At 71.0% G+C, this 18169-nt stretch carries 16 protein-coding genes and 1 pseudogene; 12 read left to right on the top strand and 5 right to left on the bottom strand.

All coding sequences use genetic code 11. From position 1 onward, the window contains the following. Nucleotide 1 precedes the first annotated feature (1 nt). Nucleotides 2-2134 carry an acyl-CoA dehydrogenase gene (locus OG207_RS29680; protein ID WP_329102519.1) on the bottom strand — a complete coding sequence of 711 codons (2133 nt, stop codon included), beginning with the start codon at nt 2132-2134 and terminating at the stop codon, nt 2-4. A 481-nt stretch (nt 2135-2615) separates the two neighbouring features. On the opposite strand from OG207_RS29680, the gene OG207_RS29675 reads away from it, so the two are divergent. The 7 genes and pseudogenes from OG207_RS29675 to OG207_RS29645 all read left to right on the top strand — a co-directional run bounded on the left by OG207_RS29675 (nt 2616) and on the right by OG207_RS29645 (nt 9568). Beyond that, nucleotides 2616-4025: a DUF7927 domain-containing protein gene (locus OG207_RS29675; protein ID WP_329102517.1), complete on the top strand. Its 1410-nt coding sequence runs from the start codon at nt 2616-2618 to the stop codon at nt 4023-4025. A gap of 136 nt (nt 4026-4161) precedes the next feature. Further along, the gene (locus tag OG207_RS29670) at nt 4162-4899 is read left to right on the top strand and encodes a VOC family protein (protein WP_329102515.1); all 738 of its coding nucleotides are present in this window, start codon (nt 4162-4164) and stop codon (nt 4897-4899) included. Nucleotides 4900-5016: 117 nt separating this feature from the next. Further along, nucleotides 5017-5640 (top strand): histidine phosphatase family protein, encoded by a 624-nt coding sequence (locus OG207_RS29665; RefSeq protein WP_329102512.1) that lies wholly within the window; start codon nt 5017-5019, stop codon nt 5638-5640. 224 nt (nt 5641-5864) lie between these two features. Next, the gene (locus OG207_RS29660; protein ID WP_329102509.1) at nt 5865-6224 is read left to right on the top strand and encodes a peptidase inhibitor family I36 protein; all 360 of its coding nucleotides are present in this window, start codon (nt 5865-5867) and stop codon (nt 6222-6224) included. A gap of 101 nt (nt 6225-6325) precedes the next feature. After that, nucleotides 6326-7192, top strand: coding sequence for a hypothetical protein (locus OG207_RS29655; RefSeq protein ID WP_329102507.1), 867 nt, complete (start codon nt 6326-6328; stop codon nt 7190-7192). 13 nt (nt 7193-7205) lie between these two features. Continuing rightward, nucleotides 7206-8387: pseudogene (locus OG207_RS29650) on the top strand (alkaline phosphatase family protein). A 122-nt stretch (nt 8388-8509) separates the two neighbouring features. Next, nucleotides 8510-9568, top strand: coding sequence for a protein kinase family protein (locus OG207_RS29645; RefSeq protein ID WP_329102505.1), 1059 nt, complete (start codon nt 8510-8512; stop codon nt 9566-9568). A gap of 57 nt (nt 9569-9625) precedes the next feature. Here the strand turns inward: OG207_RS29645 and OG207_RS29640 are convergent, their stop codons facing one another. The 4 genes from OG207_RS29640 to OG207_RS29625 form a co-directional block, all read right to left on the bottom strand. After that, a complete protein-coding gene (locus tag OG207_RS29640) occupies nt 9626-10159 on the bottom strand; it encodes a hypothetical protein (RefSeq protein ID WP_443072757.1) in 534 nt (177 codons plus the stop codon). A gap of 199 nt (nt 10160-10358) precedes the next feature. Further along, nucleotides 10359-11933, bottom strand: a complete 1575-nt coding sequence (locus OG207_RS29635) for a serine/threonine-protein kinase (protein ID WP_329102503.1) — start codon at nt 11931-11933, stop codon at nt 10359-10361. Between the two features lie 36 nt (nt 11934-11969). Further along, a complete protein-coding gene (locus OG207_RS29630; RefSeq protein WP_329102501.1) occupies nt 11970-12236 on the bottom strand; it encodes a DUF397 domain-containing protein in 267 nt (88 codons plus the stop codon). Continuing rightward, nucleotides 12196-13044, bottom strand: coding sequence for a helix-turn-helix domain-containing protein (locus OG207_RS29625; protein WP_329102499.1), 849 nt, complete (start codon nt 13042-13044; stop codon nt 12196-12198). The genes OG207_RS29630 and OG207_RS29625 overlap by 41 nt, the downstream gene beginning before the upstream one ends. A 207-nt stretch (nt 13045-13251) precedes the next feature. Here OG207_RS29625 and OG207_RS29620 point away from each other — a divergent pair, with 207 nt between their 5' ends. The 5 genes from OG207_RS29620 (at nt 13252) to OG207_RS29600 (ending at nt 18112) form a co-directional block, all read left to right on the top strand. Further along, nucleotides 13252-15075 (top strand): serine/threonine-protein kinase, encoded by a 1824-nt coding sequence (locus OG207_RS29620; RefSeq protein ID WP_329102497.1) that lies wholly within the window; start codon nt 13252-13254, stop codon nt 15073-15075. Between the two features lie 92 nt (nt 15076-15167). Next, complete coding sequence (locus OG207_RS29615; RefSeq protein WP_329102495.1) at nt 15168-15809, top strand: class I SAM-dependent methyltransferase; 642 nt, start codon at nt 15168-15170, stop codon at nt 15807-15809. A gap of 136 nt (nt 15810-15945) precedes the next feature. Then, entirely contained in the window at nt 15946-16326 is a 381-nt protein-coding gene (locus tag OG207_RS29610) for a hypothetical protein (protein ID WP_329102493.1), read from the top strand. Between the two features lie 63 nt (nt 16327-16389). Continuing rightward, a complete protein-coding gene (locus OG207_RS29605; RefSeq protein ID WP_329102491.1) occupies nt 16390-17004 on the top strand; it encodes a hypothetical protein in 615 nt (204 codons plus the stop codon). A 94-nt stretch (nt 17005-17098) separates the two neighbouring features. Further along, a complete protein-coding gene (locus tag OG207_RS29600) occupies nt 17099-18112 on the top strand; it encodes an N-acetylmuramoyl-L-alanine amidase (RefSeq protein ID WP_329102489.1) in 1014 nt (337 codons plus the stop codon). The last annotated feature ends 57 nt before the right edge of the window (nt 18113-18169 follow it).

Below are 18169 nucleotides of genomic sequence, written 5' to 3'. Positions count from 1 at the left end.
CCTAGTCCCTGGGTAGGCCGAGGATCCGCTCGGCGACGACGTTGAGCTGGACCTGCGTGGTGCCTCCGGCGATGGTCAGGCAGCGGGACATGAGCATCCCGTGGACCGCCCGCTCCCCCGCTCCCTCCCGCACCGCGCCCGCCGGCCCGAGCAGTTCGAGCGCGAGCTCGGCGGTCCGCTGCTGGTGCGGGGTCTGGACGAGCTTGCGCACGGACGCGCCCGCGCCCGGCTCCAGCCCCGACACCTGCGAGAGCGTGGTGCGCAGTCCGATGCAGGCCAGGGCGTGCGCCTCGGCGGCGAGTGCACCGATCCGGGCCCGGTAGGTGCCGTCGAGGTCGGCGGCGCGCGCGAGGAGCGCCTCCAGGCCGGTGTCGAAGGTCATCTGGTCGGCCATGTGGACGCGTTCGTTGCCGAGGGTGTTGCGGGCCACCTTCCAGCCGCCGTCCGCCGCGCCCACCAGCGCGTCCGCCGGGAGCTCGACGTCGTCGAGGTACACCTCGTTGAAGAGGGCCTCGCCGGTGATCTCCTTCAGCGGCCGGACGTCGATGCCGGGGGTGTTCTTCATGTCGACGACGAAGTAGCCGAGCCCCTTGTGCTTGGGCGCGTCCGGGTCGGTGCGGGCCAACAGGATCCCGAAGTCGGCGCTGTGGGCGGAACTCGTCCACACCTTTTGGCCGTTGACCTTCCAGGAGCCGTCCTCCCGGCGCTCGGCCCGGGTCCGCAGCGAGGCCAGGTCGGAGCCGGCGCCCGGCTCCGAGAAGAGCTGGCACCAGGTGACGTCGCCGCGCAGGGTCGGCAGGAGGTGGGCCTCCCGCTGGGCGGGCGTCCCGTAGGCGAGCAGCGAGGGCACCACCCAGGTGGCGATCCCGAGGTCGGCGAGCTTCACGCCGGCCGCGCTCAGCTCCTGCTGGACGACGAGCTGCTCGACGGGGCCCGCGCCGATCCCGTAGGGCGGCGGCAGGTACGGAGCCGCGTAGCCGGTGGCGGCCAGGATCCGGCGGGCGGCGGCCGGGCCCTGCCCGCGCGCGTCCGCGATGGCGGTCCGGGCCTTCGCCCGGTAGGTCTCGGCCTCCGCGGGCAGTTCCAGGCGCAGTTCGCGCCGCGCACCGCCCGCCGCACACCGCACGGCCCGTACGCGGTGCCCGTCGCCGGGCCCCATCAGCTGGCGGGCGACGAGCGCCCGTCGCAGGTAGATGTGGGCGTCGTGCTCCCAGGTGAAGCCGATCCCGCCGAGGAGCTGGATGCAGTCCTTGGCGCAGGAGTGGGCGGCGTCCAGGGCGGTCCCGGCGGCGAGGGCAGCCACCAGCGAGCGCACGTCGGCGGGCTCGTCCATCGCCTGCGCGGCGTCCCAGGCCAGCGCCCGGGCCTGTTCCAGCCGGACCAGCATGTCGGCGCACAGGTGCTTGACGCCCTGGAACTGCCCGATGGGCCGGCCGAACTGCTCGCGCACCTTCGCGTACTCGGCGGCCGTGTGCAGCGCCCGGGCGGCGGTGCCGCAGGCATCGGCGGCGAAGAGCGTGCAGGCCAGGTCGCGGACCAGGGCCGCGTCCAGTTCCAGCAGCCGCTCCGGGGCGATGGCGACCCCGCGCGCCCGCACCTCGGCGGTGGGACGGGTGGGGTCGGCGCTGTCGTGCGTACGGATGTCCAGCGCGACGGCGTCCACGGCGAACCAGCGGGTGCCCTGCGCGGAGTCGGCGGCGAGCAGTACCAGGTCGGCCTCGCCCGCGCCGAGGACGGGCGGGGCGAGTCCGTCGAGCAGGTGGCCGCCGCCCTCGACGGCAACGGCCGTCAGGGTTCCCGGCCCGAGCGCGACCGCCCCGACCCGGCCTTCGAGCGGCTCGGCGCCGGCCCGCTCCAGCAGTACGGAGGCCAGCGCGCTCGGCAGGTACGCGCCGGGCAGCACGGCCCGGGCCGCCTCCTCGACGACGACGGCCAGGTCGAGCAGGGTGCCGCCGTCCAGATGCGGGTCGAGCAGCCCCTGCGCGGTCAGCGCGTCCCAGTAGGCGGGCCGCGCCCCGGTCTGCGGCGGGGTGTCGAGCAGCTTGCGGACCTCCTCGGGAGGCACGGCCCGCGCGATCCAGCCGCGCACCGCCTCGGCCAACTCGCGCTGCTCCTGCGTGATTCCGATGCCCATGCGCGGCAGACTAGAACACGTTGCAATCTGACGGAAGGTCAGATTGCGGATGATTCGGAGCGGGCACCGCCCCTCGCGGGTCCTGTCCCGCAGCGCCGAAGGAGACGGCACGAGACGTCAGTGGTCGGCGAGCACGTCGGTCAGGTCCCCGCGGGTGTCCGCATCGGCGACGGAGGGATCTCGAGGTCCGGCCGCACGGAGACCGCCGGGGCGCGGGGCCGGTGCGGTCGAGGGCGGCGCCGGGGCGGAAGTCGTTCGGCGGGCCGGGTGGGCCCGAGGGGCGGTCGACGGGCCGTCCGAGTGGTGCTGATGGCCCGGAAGGGTGGCATCCCCCCGTTGCGCATTGTGGTCCGGGGAGTCGGTGGGCATCGGACTGTTCGTCCCGACCGGGTCGGGTGCCCGGTCAGCCGCTGGTGCGTCCGAGCTGGCGGCACCACACGATCCGTGTTCCCGCGGGAGCCGGAAGAAGCGAGGAACCTTCATGGTGAACCACCGGCGGCCCGTTCTGCGACGGGTGCTGACGAGTGCGGCGATCGGCCTCGTTCTGGCCGTCACGGGTCCTGCCGGACTCGCGCGGGCGGGTGCGGCTTCGACCTCCGCCGGTGTCGCCGCGTCGAAGGCGCGCGCGGTGTGCCCGCCGGCGCCGCTGTGGGCGAACACCGGAGGAAACGACCAAAGGCTCATCCAGTACGACACGGCGGGCAACACGCTCAGCACCGCTCCACTGGTCCGCGACTACGGCGACATCGCGTTCAGCCCCGACGGATCAACCCTGTACGGGGTCGACTTCCCCGGATCCGCCGGCTCGACCACGCTCTACACCATCGACCCGATCACCGGAGCGGAGACGGCGAGCCAGCCGGTCTCCGGACCGCTCGCAGCGGTCACGCCGTCGCCCGCCGTCAACGGCCTGACCGCCCGCGCGGACGGCATGCTGATCGCCGGCTCGTTCCTCACGAACCAGATCTTCCTGATCGACCCCGCCACGGGGGTCTCCACGCTGTTCCCCGTCTCCTTCCCGGCCGACGTCGTCTCGGCGGGCGACTTCATCACCCTGGACGACGGCGACATCCTGGCCTTCGGCACCCAGGTCACCGGGGGCCCGTCCCCGGTCTTCCGGATCCGTCCCGACAACACCATCGTCCAGATCGGCACGGTTCCCCAGACCTTCGGTGCGGCCAAGTCCGCGGGATCCGTCTACGCGTTCGCCTCCAACGGCGACATCAACCTGCTGACCGGCCTGCCCACCACGGCGTCGACCGCGCCGCTCCCGGTCACGACCGTCGAAGCGACCGGCCGCGGCTTCTACGGTGCCAGCTCCGCTCAGGACGGCGGCAACTGCGTCGTGCCCGCCTACACGCTGGCGAAGTCGGCATCGCCGAGAGGACCGGTGAACGAGGGCAACGCCATCACCTACCGCCTCACCGTCAAGAACACCGGCGCCGTCGCCGCGAACGGCGACTTCACCGACGACCTGAGCGATGTCCTGGACGACGCCACCTTCGTGCCGGGCTCGCTCACCTCCACCACCGGCTCCGCGTCCCTCACCGGGAACACGCTGACCTGGACCGGCACCCTGGCGCCCGGCAGCACCGCGACCGTCACGTACAAGGTCGAGGTGAACTCCCCGGACAAGGGCGACCACGCCCTGGTCAACTACGCGGCGCCCACCGCGCCCGGCGGCACCTGCGCGACCTCGCGCGCCTGCACCGTCACCGTCCACGTCAAGAAGAAGCACGACCACGAAGACTGCGACAAGCCCGGCCACGGCCACGACCACGACCACGGTGACAAGCCCGGCCACGGCGACGGCCACGGCCACGGCGAGAGGCCCGGTCACGACCACGGTGACAAGCCCGGCCACAAAGACGGCCACGGAGACGCAGACTGAGACGCCGTGCCGCAACAAGCCTGAACGGGCAGGCGTCTTGGCGGTGGCGGGTCACGCACCGCCCGGACGGGGACGACCGCGATCGGCGCCGGATCCGATCGCGGCGGCCCGGCCGGCGGCTTCTAGGATCTGCGGCATGGCAACACGACTCGTACAGATCAACATGAAGGCCCAGGACGACTCCGCGCTCGGCCGGTTCTGGGCGGAGGTGCTCGGCTGGGGCGTCGACACCGAGGGACCCGGCGTGACCAACCTCGAACCCGTGGGGTTCTCCTACCCCGACCCCGTGGCCGTCTGCATCGACATCATCGCCCGCCCGGAACCCAAAACGGTCAAGAACCGGGTGCACCTCGATCTGGCCACCACCTCGACCGCGCACCAGACGGAGCTGGTCGAGCGCCTGAAGGAGCTCGGCGCGACCCTCGCCGACGTGGGCCAGGGCGACGTCCCCTGGACGGTCATGGCCGACCCGGAGGGCAACGAGTTCTGCGTCCTGGAGCCCCGTCCGATCTACCGGGACACCGGGCCGATCGCCGCGGTGGTGGTCGACTGCACCGACCCCCGGGCAATGGCCCGGTTCTGGGACGGGGCGATGGACTGGACGCTGCACGAGGTCACCGACGAGCACGCGACCCTGCGTTCCGCCAAGGGCGTCGGTCCCTACCTGGAGTTCGTCCGCACCCCCGACACCAAGAGCGTGTGGAACCGCGTCCACCTCGACATCTGCCCCTACCCCGGCGACGACCTGGCAGCAGAGGCGGCCCGACTGCGCGCCCTGGGAGCCACCGACCCCGGCATCGACCAGTCGAGCATCTCCTGGACGGTTCTCGCCGACCCGGAAGGCAACGAGTTCTGCCTGCTCACCCCCCGCTGACCTCCGGTCGCTCCACATCGTCCCGGCTCCTGACGCATCACCGGTCGTGCAACCGACGCAGAAGGGAGTGGCGTCCATCGATGCACAAGATCGACTGACGCTTCGAAGGAGCCCTCCATGACCGGCACGGCCACCCGATACCTCTATCTAGCCCGGCACGGCGAGGCAACACCGGACGAGAGCGAGCTCACGGAGAACGGCCGCCAGCAGGCCGTCCTCCTGGGCCGGCGCCTCCGGGACGCCCCGCTCGCGGCCGTCCACCACGGCCCGCTGCCCCGGGCGGAGCAGACGGCACGCCTGATCGGCGACCAATTGAGCGGCGTCCCCCTGCACCGTTCGGAGGTCGCGGGCGACTACGTCCCCCATATGCCGCAGCGGGAGGAACTCCCGCCGGACTCGGCCGACTTGTTCCTCCGCTTCCTCTCCGGCGCCAGCGCCGAGGAGCGGGAGCACGGCCCCGCACTGGCCCGGCGGGCACTGGACCTGTTCACCGGGCCGGTGGACGGCGAGGAGGACCGGCACGAACTGGTCGTCACGCACAACTTCCTCGTCGCCTGGCTCGTCCGGGAGGCCATGTACGCACCGAAGTGGCGCTGGCTCGGCCTCAACCACTGCAACGCCGCCCTGACCGTCATCCGCTATGCGCCGGACCGGCCCGCCTCCGTCCTCTTCTCCAATGACATGCGACACCTTCCGGCCGAACTGCGCTGGACCGACTTCCCGCCCGAGTTTCATATATGAGTACACCCGCACATAGGGGGCCCACGGAGATCACTTCACGCCAACTCCGGCTCATATAAAGGCTATTGAGCGCAGGTGAACCGTTCACTATAGTCGGCACGGACACGGCCGGGCTGGGTCCGGGCATGCCTCATTTGGGAAGCAACTCCCCTTCGTGGTGCCCGATTTGGTACCGGCGAGAGCACCACTACGTAGGGGGATGAACCATGCGCATGAAGCGGACCATGGCACTCTTGGTCGCCGCAGCTGGTGTCACGATGGGAATGGCCACCCCGGCCAGCGCATACGCGTGCCCGACCGGCTTTTTCTGCCTCTACTACAACTCCAACCAGAACGGCGCCCGATGGTTCACGGACGTCGACGTACCCAATCTCGCCGGGGAAGTGTTCACCACGTGGGCCAACGGCGAGGGTCAGCTGGTGAAGAACAATGCCGCGTCGACCGAGAACGCCTCGAACTGGTGCTACCGGGTCTACTACAACTCGAACTACGCCGGCCCGTACGACACCGTTCACGCCCACTCCTCCCGGAACCTCGTGAACACGTACAACAACAACGCTTCCGTCCGGGACTGGATCTGCTGAGCATCGACACCTGAACCGGGGAAGGGTGCTCCGCAACCGCCATCGCGATTGCGGAGCACCCTTCCTTGTGCACCCTTCCTTGACACCCGTAGAGGAATCCAGTGAACGCGACCACCCCGTCCGCCAGAGCGTGCGCCGGCATGGCGGTGCTGCTGCTCCCGCTCCTGTCCGCGTGCTCGGCCGACACCGCCGGCCCCCGCGAAACCCCGCGCCGGACGGCGGCGAGCCAGCTCGCCGACAGCAAGGCCCTCAAGCTGCCCCTGGACGACTACCTCATGACCACGGTCGACGCGGGCACTCTCGCCCGGGGGCGCGATTCCCTCATGCAGCGGTGCCTCACCGGATTGGGTGCCCCATATACCCCCAAAGCCCTGGGAAGCGCCGATATCGAAACGAACGAGCGGCGCTACGGCCTGGCCGATGCGGAGCTCGCGAAACAACACGGATATCACGTGCCAGACGTGAAAAAACCGACCGAAGACTACCCATCGTCGATCATGCCGCTCGTCAGGGGCGAGGTGCCCACGTACAACGGCGTGCCCGTACCGGAGGGCGGATGCTTCGGAGAGGCGCGGAGGGAACTTCACGAGGCCGAACTGCAAGACGCCTTGGACCTTCCCCAAAAGCTCAACGTGGAAAGCTACCAGAAGTCGCAGAAGGCGCCCGCGGTGATGAAAGCCACCGCACAGTGGTCGAACTGCATGAGGGAGTCCGGGCACGCCTACCCCGACCCCCTCGCCGCGATCAACGACAAAGAATTCGGCGCCGAAACCCCGGGAACCCGCGAGAAGGACGTGGCACTCGCCGACGTACTGTGCAAGCAGAAGGTGAACCTGATCGGTGCATGGTCCGACGCCGAGAGCGAATACCAGCAGTTCCTGATCGAGTCGAATTCGGCCGCTTTGGCGGGGCCGCTGCTCACCAAACAGAAAATCATGTCCGCCGCGAAGGCGGCGGCCGGCCAGTAGACCGGCCGGGTCGATGGCGTGCACCTGCGCGCGCGTGGGGGCACGCCGACGGGTGGGCGAGCCCCGGAACGGTGGTCGACCGTCTCCGCCCACACGTGGGGAGACGGAGCGGCGTCCGTCGGCCCGGCCACGGGCGAACTGGTTCAGCGAAGTGCCCTCGCAGACGTTCACCAACCGGTCGTTCTGGACCGCGGCGACGGCCTCGGGGTTCGTGGTGAACTCGCCGGTCAAGAACTGGGTGCTCGAGAACGACGCCGAGACGATCTTCAACAGGCTCGAGCGGCACGGTCGAACGTGGAAGGTGTACGTCGCCGAGCCGGACCGGTTCTCCATGACCGGCCTGATCCACTACCCGCGGCTCAAGGACCGCTTCGACACGCACTTCGTGCCGTTCTCCGAGTTCGAGACCGACGTCGCCGACGGCCACCTGCCCGACTTCTCGTTCATCGAACCGAGCCTGGTGCTCGGGCACGGGGACTACCACCCGGCGTTCTCGCGCGTCCTCGGCCACGGCATCGTGATCGGCGGCGCCGACCCGCCGTCCTCGATCCTGGGCGGCGAGGCGTTCCTGGCCCGGATCTACGACGCCTACCGGGCGATGCGGTCGCCGACCGGGTCGAACGTGTGGAACACGACCCTGCTGATCGGCTGGGACTAACCCGGCGGCACCTACGACCACGTTCCCCCCGGCCCGGTGCCGCCGCCCGACCCGTCCGCTCCGGCCGGACAGCTCGGCTTCGCGTCCGACCGCTCGGGCTACCGGGTTCCGGCCGTCGTGGTCTCCCCCTGGGTGGCCGAAGGCCAGGTGTTCAACGAGGAACACCGCCACACCTCGCTGATCGCGACCCTGCGCGAGCGGTGGGACCTCGGCGCCCCGTTCACCGCGCGCGACGCCGTCGCCCGGACCATCTCCCACGTCTTCACCCTCGACACCCCGAGGGACCCGGGCACCTGGCCCGTGCCGACCCCGCGTCCCGTGCCCCAGTACGTCGTGGACGCCCTGCTCGTGGGCAAGAGCCTCTCCACCCTGGGCAGGGCGGCTTTTGACGGGATCCGCAGCTTCGCGGAGCATCACGACCTCCGCATCGAGGGGCTCCCCGCCGATCCGAGCGCCGAGGTACCCCCGGCGCAGGCCCTGCAGATCATGCGTGACTTCCTCGCCATCCACTTCCCCCGCCTGGTACCACCCGCGTGACCCTTCCCGACCTCGCACCCCAGAGGGGGTCGTTCACGAGGGGCGGGCTGACCCCGGCGGATAGGGTAGATCGGGTTCGTACGGTCGCTGAGGCCCTGGTTAGGGGCACCGAGGAGTTGTCGATGCACGACCCCGACCCCCTGCACGGCACGCGGCTCGTCGCCTACGGGAGCGTGTCCACCCACCTGTCCCTGCTGAGCGACCGGCGGCTCGGCGACGTCGTGGCGGCTGCTTCCGCGGTCGGGTCCGGCATCGGCGGCAGGTCCGCGGAGCTGAACGTCGACGGGACGCGGGTCTTCGTCAAGAGGGTGCCGCTGACGGACGTCGAGACCCGGCCGGAGAACGTGCGGTCAACCGCGAACCTCTTCGGCCTGCCGATGTTCTACCAGTACGGCGTGGGCTCGGCCGGCTTCGGCGCTTGGCGGGAACTGGCCGTACACACCATGACCACCAACTGGGTCCTGGGCGGGGAGCACGCGGGCTTTCCACTGATGTACCACTGGCGCGTGTTGCCCGACTCCCCTCCCGAGGGCTTCGTGGACGAGTTCGGGGGCATCGACGGGGCGGTCGCGCACTGGGACGGCTCACCTGCCGTGCGCGAGCGGCTGGAGGCCATCGGCCGGTCCTCCCGCAGCCTGGTGCTCTTCCTGGAGTACGTGCCGCAGACGCTCGGCGCGTGGCTGCACGGGCGTCGGGAGGCCGCGGGGCCCGGCGGTGACGTCCCGTACTCGTGGGTGGAGGACGGCTTGGCGCAGGGAACCGCGTTCATAAGGTCCCGCGGGCTCGTGCACTTCGATGCCCACTTCCGCAACCTCCTGACCGACGGCCGGCTGATCTACTTCGCGGACTTCGGGCTGGCCCTGAGCTCGGGTTTCGAGCTCTCCGCGGTTGAGGAGCAGTTCCTCTCGGACCATCTCGCCTACGACCGCCACTACACGGCGAGCCATCTGATCCACCACCACCTCGTCGATAGCCTCCGGGGCGATACGCCTACGGACGCGTTCCTGCGGGGGTGGACCGAAGGGCGAAGGCCCGCTGGCGTCCCGCCCGAGATCGCGGCGGTCGTCGAACGGCATGCCCGGGCCACCGTGGTCCTGGACGGGTTCCACCACCGGCTGCTGTCCGAAAGCAAGCGGACCCCGTTCCCGGTCGCTGAACTCGACCGTGCCGCCGGAAATTGAGGGAGCGCCAGCGTCCCGCACCGGGGCCGACTCCGGCTGACCGAGTCGGTCACCGGATCACCGCCGGGCGGCGCGGGTGCGATGGCGGCGGTGGTAGGAGACGGTGACGGCGGCGAGGAGCGGGCCCCAGAGGAACAGCGGCAGGTACAGGATGCCGACCACGAGGCTTCCGGTGGGCGTCATGTCGTCGTGCGGAAAGGCCCACCACCACGGGGTGAAGGCCCAGAGTGCGGTCAGGACCGCCGCGCCGAGGGCGGCGGGGACCACGGCGGCCATGGGGCGGACTCTTCGCCCTCCGATCAGCGGTATCCAGCGGGGCACGACCTCGCCCCACGGCCGTACCAGACCGATCGTGAGGAACGCCGCGAGCTCGCAGAGGACGCTGAGTGACAGCATCCACACCTTCGCGCCGATCGTATGGAAGCTCTCGAAGCCGACGTCGGTGTAACCGGCGGGGTACCCGAGCACCAGCGCGATGCGCCACAGTCCGCTCGGCAGGACCACCCATGTCGTCAGGTGCGCGGCGCAGACGGCCCAGCGGGGCGGCGCCGCCGCGGAGATGACCGTCGAGTCGCTCGATTGAATGCTCATGCCACACATCGTCATGCGCCGCCCGATCGGCTTCATCAGCCTGCGCGGCCTACTCGGACGGCCCTGTGGAACGAGAGCGGGACGGCGGCCTCCCCCGCGTGGGGGAGACCACCGTCATCCTCCGAGGCCGGCGCCTCAGATCCGAGCCGCCGGTCGTCCGCCCGCATCACGGTCAGCGGGTGCGGGACCGGGACGGGTCTCAGCCGGACTTGACCGGTACGGGCTTCAGTGCGGCCTTGGCGATCTCCTTGGCCTTCTGCTCACAGCCCCCGGGCTGGTACAGGCCGACCCAGACGACCAGGTTGCCGTGCCGGACGGAGAGCGCACAGGTCCACTCGGTGGTGCCGGGGGACTCCCAGTACGCCCCGTCGCCGAACCCGAGGTTGTTCGCCCGCTTCCCGCCGGCCGCGCTCGCGGCGAAACCGGCCTGCTGGAGCTTCGCGTTGGCGCTGTCCTCACCGCCCCGCTTGACGTCCCACCGGACCAGCGCGGTCCGCCGGCCGGCCAGCGCGTCGGACCAGGTGCAGGTCGTACGCACCTCGGTCCTGCCCGCGCTGTGGGAGTCTTCCTTGGCGTCCCGCCCGGTCAGGGGGAGGTCCTGGGTGGCCTTCTGGCAGGCCGGTACGTCGGTGTAGGCCGCGGGACCGGAGCCCTCCGCCGAGCGCCGGTCCAGGGTGTACGCGGTCACGCCGATGCCCGTCGTCACCAGCACCCCGGCGGCCACCAGGGCCACCGCCCGCGACCGCCTCCGGGGCGTCGGTGCCGAAGCCGGCTCGGTCGGCGGGACGGGCTCCGCGACCTCGGCCGCCCGCTCCACCACCGCATCGGGCGCCGGAACCCGCTCCGGCTCCGGCGGCACCTCCACGTCCGCCGTGTCACCGGACAACAACCGGTCGATGTCGGCCCGTTGCGCGGCCAGCATCCGGTACACGGCGGGCGGCCACTGCAGGCCTGCCGGAGCGACCGGCCCAAGGAGTTCCAGCAGCTCCGCCGGGGTGGGCCGGTCGGCCGGGTCCTTGGCCAGGCAGCGCTCCACGATCCCGCGCAGCCCGTCGGGTACCGCACTCAGGTCGGGGGTCGCGTGCACCACGTCGTAGAGCGTCCGGAGGGTGGAGGCCCCGGCGAAGGGGCTGCTGCCGGTGAACGCCATGACCAGCATCGATCCGAGCGAGAACACGTCGCTCGCCGGGGTCAGCGGCTTGCTCTCGGCCTGCTCGGGGGACATGAAGGACGGCGAACCGATCACCCAGCCGGTGCGCGTCAGCCCGGTGTCGCCCTCGACCTCGCCCTCGGTGGCCCGCGCGATGCCGAGGTCGATGACGCGCACCCCGTCCTCGGTCAGGAGCACGTTGTCGGGCTTGAGGTCCCGGTGGATCAGCCCCGCCCGGTGGATCTCCGCGAGCGCCGACGCGAGCCCCGCCGCGATCCGGTGGACGACGGCTTCCTTCAGCGCGCCGTCCGCCTTGACCACGTCCCCGAGCGAGGGCCCGGACACGAACACCGAGGCGAGCCAGGGTGTCGGCGCGTCCGGGTCGGCGTCCATGACGGCCGCCGTATAGGCCCCGGAGACCTTGCGCGAGGCCGCGACCTCGCGCCGGAAGCGGGCCCGGAAGCCCTCGTCGTCGGCGAAGTGCGCGAGCACCTGCTTGACGGCGACGAGCCGCCCGTCAGGCCCCGCGCACAGCAGTACCCGTCCCATGCCCCCTTGCCCGAGCACGCCGGCCACCTTGAACGGCCCCACGTGCGTCGGACCGGCCGGTCCTACCCGCTCCATGTCCCCCCGACTCCCTCCCCGTCGTCAGGGAGCGGATCATACCGAGAGGGACTTCACGAAGGCTTCGAACGCCGCCGGGTGGACGGTGAAGACGGGACCCTCCGGGTTCTTGGAGTCCCGGACGGCGACGCGGCAGGGCTGAGCGGCGATCTCGACACAATCACCGCCGGTGTCCCCGCTGTACGAGGCCTTGAGCCAGCCGGTGTCACCGAGCGGCGCGCACTCGACGCAGTCGCCGCCGGTGGTACCGCTGTACGAGGACTTACGCCACTGCGCGCCCGTCAGGTTCCGGATGGTGTCCATAACGCTCCTCCATTACGCGGGCGATCCGTGCCGCCGAGCCCTCCAGGGACAGGGCGGATGCCTGCAAATGATCGTATCGGAGCGAACCTTCCTTGAGAGCTTGCGGATTGGCCGTCATATGGCCCTGCACGAAGTCCTCGGTGTAGGCAATGTCGGGGTCGTCGTCGAACCGCAGGAGGTTGAACGAGCCCATCACCCCCGCGTGGGCGCCCGCCTCGAAGGGCAGGATCTGCACCTTCACCCACTCCCTCCTCTGGAGGGCCAGCAAGTGGGCGAGTTGATTCCGCATGACCTCGCGGCCACCGATCTCCTGGTGCAGTGCGGCCTCGCTCAGCACCACCCAGATCAGTGGCGGGTCTTCGCGGTCGAGGATCCGCTGCCGATCCATCCGCGCGGCCACCTTCCCGTCCAGGTCCCCCTCGGTCCGCGCGCCGAGCACGGCCCGCGCGTAGGCGGGCGTCTGCAGCAGCCCGTAGACCAACTGCGCCTGGAAGGTGGAGATGTACGAGGCCCGGGCCTCCATCTCCGCGTACGGCTGGAACCACGTGGGCAGTTGGCTGCGCAGCACGAGCCCGATCAGCCGCGAGAACACCCCGCCGGTATTGAGCGCCGCGTCCACCCGCTCGGAGAAGTCCCGGGTCGGGACGCGTTTCGTCGTCTCGATCTGGCCGATCAGGGACCCGGTGCAGAAGATGATCTCGCCCAACTGCGCCTGCTTCAGGCCCGCCTGCTCCCTCAGGCGCCGCAGTTCGTACCCGTAGTAGTCCAGCGGCGAGGCGCTGGGATCGAGCTCGCGGATCTTGACCATGAGGTGGTCACCCCCAAGTTCACGCTGTGCGTTCGGCGTTCGTTTCGCCCTGTCGCCGAGCGTAATCAGCCGGATGCGCTCCGGTGTCGGGAATCACACACTCGGTCACGGTCGGTCAGAAGCAGTCGGCAGCCGCTCCACTCACATACGGCGATAATGCTCTGCCGAACTGATCTTGTGGTGACGGGGGCCTGGCAGGTGCGGGAAGTGATCGAAGGCCGTTACGCGCTGGCCGAGTTGCTCGGCCGGGGCGGCTTCGGCGAGGTGTGGCGGGCCGAGGACAGCCGGGTGGGCCGCCAGGTCGCGGTCAAGATCGGCTATCCGCAGACGCCGGAGGACACCCGCCGCTTCGAGCGGGAGGCCAGCCTCGCCGGGAACCTCGCGCACCCCAACATCGCCATCATCCACGACTTCGGCCGCACCGAGCGCGAGGGCCGCGACGCCGTCTACCTCGTCATGGAGCTGCTCCGGGGCCGCAGCCTGGCCGACGTACTGGAAGACGGCGTACCGGAGCTCGCGGACGCCCTGGAGTGGGCCGGGCGCATCGCGGACGCGCTGGGGGCGGCCCACGCCGCCGGGATCGTCCACCGGGACGTCAAGCCGGCCAACGTGATGGTCACCGACGGCGGGGTGACGAAGGTGCTCGACTTCGGCATCGCCAAGGCAGGGGGCGGGAGCGGCGCCGTCACCACCACGACGGGGCTGACGGCCACCGGCATGGTCATCGGCTCCTTCCCGTACATGGCTCCCGAGCGGTGGACCGGCGGGGCGAACGGCGTGCCCGTCGACGGACGAGCCGACCTCTATGCCCTGGGCTGCGTGCTGATGGAACTGCTGACCGGCACCCGCCCCTTCGCCGCGCGCGAGATGCACGAGCTGCTCGCCCAGCACCTCACGACCGCGCCGCCCGCGCCGAGTTCGCTGCGCGCGGAGCTGCCCGCCGAGCTGGACTCCCTCGTACGGGAGCTGCTCGCGAAGGACCCGGCGGACCGGCCCGCGGACGCGGCCGAGGTGTCCCGGCGGCTGGCGGAAATCGCCCGCAGCCAGGCCCGGGCCCCCGCACCCGCGCCGGCGGCACCGGCAGCAGCCTTCCCGCCCCCGCCGTCGTACGCCCCCACCGTGCACACCGCGGTCGGCGATCCGGTCCGCGCGCTGCTGGAGCGCAGGCTGACGCAGCTGCTGGAGGACGAACCGGCCGACGTCGTGGAGCGGCTGCGCATGCTGACCGACGACCTGACCGAGGAGCTCGGCCCGCAGGACGCCCTGACCGTGCGGGCCGCCTACCACCGCGTGATGCGGCTCCCGGGGCGGTCCAGGACGACCGATCTGGAACGCCTGCTGCCGCGCATGGTGCGGGTCCTGGGCCTGGAGCACCCGGACACGATCACCGGGCGCGCCGCCTGGGTCGGCGAGGCGGCTGCCTTCGGTTCGGGGGACGGCCGCCGGAGCGAGCAGGAGCTGCGCGAGATCATCGAGCAGGCGACGCGGGTGCTCGGCTCGCACGACCTGGTCACGCTGACCGCCCGCTACCACCTGGCGTCGGCCATGCACCGGGGCGCCCACCCCCGCGACGCCCAGTGGGACGCGCGCAGCCGGGAGCGCGCGCTGAGCGAGCGCGCCTGGCTGGGGCCGCTGCTGCCCGACCTGGAATGGGCCCTGACCGCCGACAGTCCCGTCCTGCTGGACGTGCGGCGCAGGCTGGCCCACGACGCCTGGCTGGTCGGTGACGTCGCCGGCGCCGCGCTCCTGTACTGGCGGCTCTTCCCCGACCTCGCCGAGCTCGCCGAGCGGGGCAATCCGGAAGTGGCCCACCGGGTGCTCCGCGCCATCGGTGAGGCGGGCGATCCGGCGGCCGCCCTGGCGCACCTGAACCCGTTGCTGCGCCGGCTCCCCTTCCTCCCGGGCATGCAGGACCTGGCCGACGAGGTCTCCGACACCCGGGCCGACTTCCGGCGTGCCGTACGGGAGCAGCGGCGGGCGGAGGGAACGGGCGGCGGGACGAGCGGCCTGTCCCGGCTGTTCGGCCGCTGACCGGGCGGCGTACGAGCGCACCCCCGGCCGTAGCGTCCTACCAGCGGGTAGGGCACCATGGGCCGCCACACACGATCACCGCCGGAGGAACCATGGCCACCCCCAAGCCGGAGACCCTCGCCGCCTTCGAGGCCGCCAAGGGGTTCATGCCCGTACGCGAGGGCCTCGCCCTGTACGAGGCGGCCACGGCCGCCGGGGCGCTCGGGCTGCCGCTGCTGGAGGTCGGCACGTACTGCGGCCGCTCCACCATCCTGCTGGCCGACGCCGCGCGCGAGGCCGGCGTGCCGGCGATCACCGTCGACCACCACCGGGGCAGCGAGGAGCAGCAGCCGGGCTGGGAGTACCACGACCCGACGGTCGTGGACCCGGAGGTCGGGCTGATGGACACCCTGCCGACCTTCCGCCGGACCCTGCACAAGGCCGGGCTGGAGGACCACGTGATCGCGATCGTCGGCCGGTCCCCGCAGGTCGCGGCGGCCTGGGGCGGCAAGCTCGGCTTCGTCTTCATTGACGGCGGCCACACGGACGAGCACGCGAGCGGCGACTACGAGGGCTGGGCCCCGCACGTCGCGGAGGGCGGCACGCTCGTCATCCACGACGTCTTCCCGGACCCGGCAGACGGCGGCCAGGCCCCGTACCGGATCTACCTGCGGGCCCTTGCCTCGGGCGCCTTCGAGGAGATCTCCGTCACCGACTCGCTGCGCGTCCTGCGGCGCACGGGCGCCGGCATCTAAGCCTTGTCTTCCGGCTCTTGCCGGACCCGGACTTCCCGGCACCGCGCGCAACGAGGCACTATGCGGTGTGATCTGTGATGTCTGCGACCATGAGATGCGCCGAATACCGGTGAATGAACCGCCGACGCGGTGGGACATGAAGGTGAAGGAACGCTGGTTCTGCCCCTGGTGCTACGCCTGGACCGAATTCGGATACGACCCGCGCGAAGTCTCGCGACCGCAGTACGGCTACATATCGTGGGGGCGGGCGGAATCCCCGCAGCTCCCGGAGGACGTCGCCCACGCGTACGACGCGGCGTACGCGTACTCCGCCGATGGCGTCGGTGCGACGCTGTGCGGCATTGCCCACGAGGGCCTCGACGCCTCGCCGTACCCGTTCGTGGCCAAGTGGCCGAATGCCTGTGAGGCGTGCAAGGAGGCCGTTGCGGTCATCGACGAGCGCTGGCCCCTCGACATGCGGAACGACAACAGGGTCTCTCCCGCCCCGCCTCCGGGATCCGACTGGCCGCCTTTCTAGGTCGCTCCCTTCGGAGCCCTTCAGATCTCTTCTACCGGTGACCCGCAGACAGGGGAGCATGACGTGAATGTTCTGCGCACTCGCACCATGTCCGCATTTTTGACTCTCGGAGCGGGTGCGCTGATCGGCGCCCTCGGCGCCCTCGCCGGCAAACTCGACGGCCCGATCTTTCACGTGGTGAACATCGTGTTCTCCGGAGGATGGTCGTGGGCGTGTTTCGCCTTCCTCGTCGGGTACACCAGGAAATCGAAGGTGGAGTCCGCCTGTCTGGCGTCTTCGGCATTGGCCGTCGGTGTGGTCGTCTACTACCTGCTCAAATGGCTGAGTCCCGTCGCGCCCATCGGGATGACGGCCGACGGGACGGTCGGGGACGGCGTCTCGTCGGGAATCCTGTTCTGGGGAATTGCCGCTTTCTTATTCGGCGCCCCGCTGGGCCTGTTCGGAAATCTGGCGCGGATCCCCGGAATCGGCGGGCTTCCGTTCCGCCTCCTCGTTCCGCTCATCGTCTACTTCGAAACGTCTACCCGGCTGGAAGTGGAAGCGGCCACCGCGGGAAGATTCGTCGAAATGACCTGGAGCACGATCCGTGTGATCGCCGTCCTCGCCGCCCTGGCTCTCGTGGGGCACACGGCGTGGGAGTGGGTGCGCTCGGCGCGCGGGCGTGAACGCCGGACCTGATCCGCCCCTATGAACGCCGGGCATACCATCGCACCACGCCTTCGGATGGCCTACGGTCCGGACGAGCGGCGGGAGGCGGGTCTAGCATCGCGGCGTGCGCAACGACAACAGCCCCCCGCCCCCCGAGTCCGGCTCCTCCATCGACCCGGACCGGTCCTGGTTCACCCGACGCGCCACGCTCGTCGTCGGGGTTGCCGCGCTCGCCCCGGCCACTCTGGCGGGCTGGGTCCTGACCCAGGCGTTCGCCGGGACGGGGTCCGACGGACCGTCCCGCTCGACGCCGCCGTCCGCCTCGCACTCGACCCTGTCGCCGGGCCAGCGGGACTCGAAGCCGGGCTCCGCGCCCGCCGAGGGCGCGAGCGCAAGTACCAGCGCGAGCACGAGCCCCAGCGCCAGTCAGAGCACCACCGCGGCCGCACCCGCACCCGCCAGGGGCCCGCTCGCCGGCAAGACCGTGGTCGTCGACCCCGGTCACAACGCCGGGAACTTCGAGCACACCGACGAGATCGACCAGCAGGTCGACATCGGCACGGGCCGCAAGGAGTGCGACACGACCGGCACCACCACGAACGCAGGTTACAAGGAGGCCGACTTCACCCTCGACGTCTCCCGGCGCCTGCGGACCGCCCTTGAGGCCCAGGGGGCCAAGGTGGTCCTCACCCACCAGGCCGACCGCCCGTGGGGGCCCTGCATCACCGAGCGCGCCCGCATCGGCAACGAGGCGAAGGCCGACGCCGTCGTGTCCGTCCACGCCGACGGGGTCTCGGCGGGCAACCGGGGCTTCCACGTCATCCTCCCGGCCAAGGTCAAGGGCGGCGCCGCGGACACCGCGAAGATCGTCGGACCGTCCCGGGAGCTGGGCGAGCGGATCGCCGGGAACTTCGCCCGCACCACCGGCTCCGCGCCCGCCAACTACCTGGGCAGCGGTACCGGTTTGGTCGTCCGTGACGACCTCGGCGGACTGAACCTGTCAACCCAGCCCAAGGTGTTCATCGAATGCGGCAACATGCGTGACGCCAAGGACGCGGCGCAACTGACGAGTCCGGAGTGGCGGCAGAAGGCGGCTCAGGGCATCGCGGACGGCATCGTCGGATTCCTCGGCGGGTAGTACCCCTCGGGAGTCCGGCGGGACCACCCGCCGCCCCGATCATCTCGGCCGTGGGAA

It is taken from the genome of Streptomyces sp. NBC_01439 (assembly GCF_036227605.1).
Classification (GTDB): domain Bacteria; phylum Actinomycetota; class Actinomycetes; order Streptomycetales; family Streptomycetaceae; genus Streptomyces.
The sequence above is the reverse complement of the archived record's forward strand: the minus strand, read 5'-3'. Positions and strand labels throughout refer to the sequence as shown.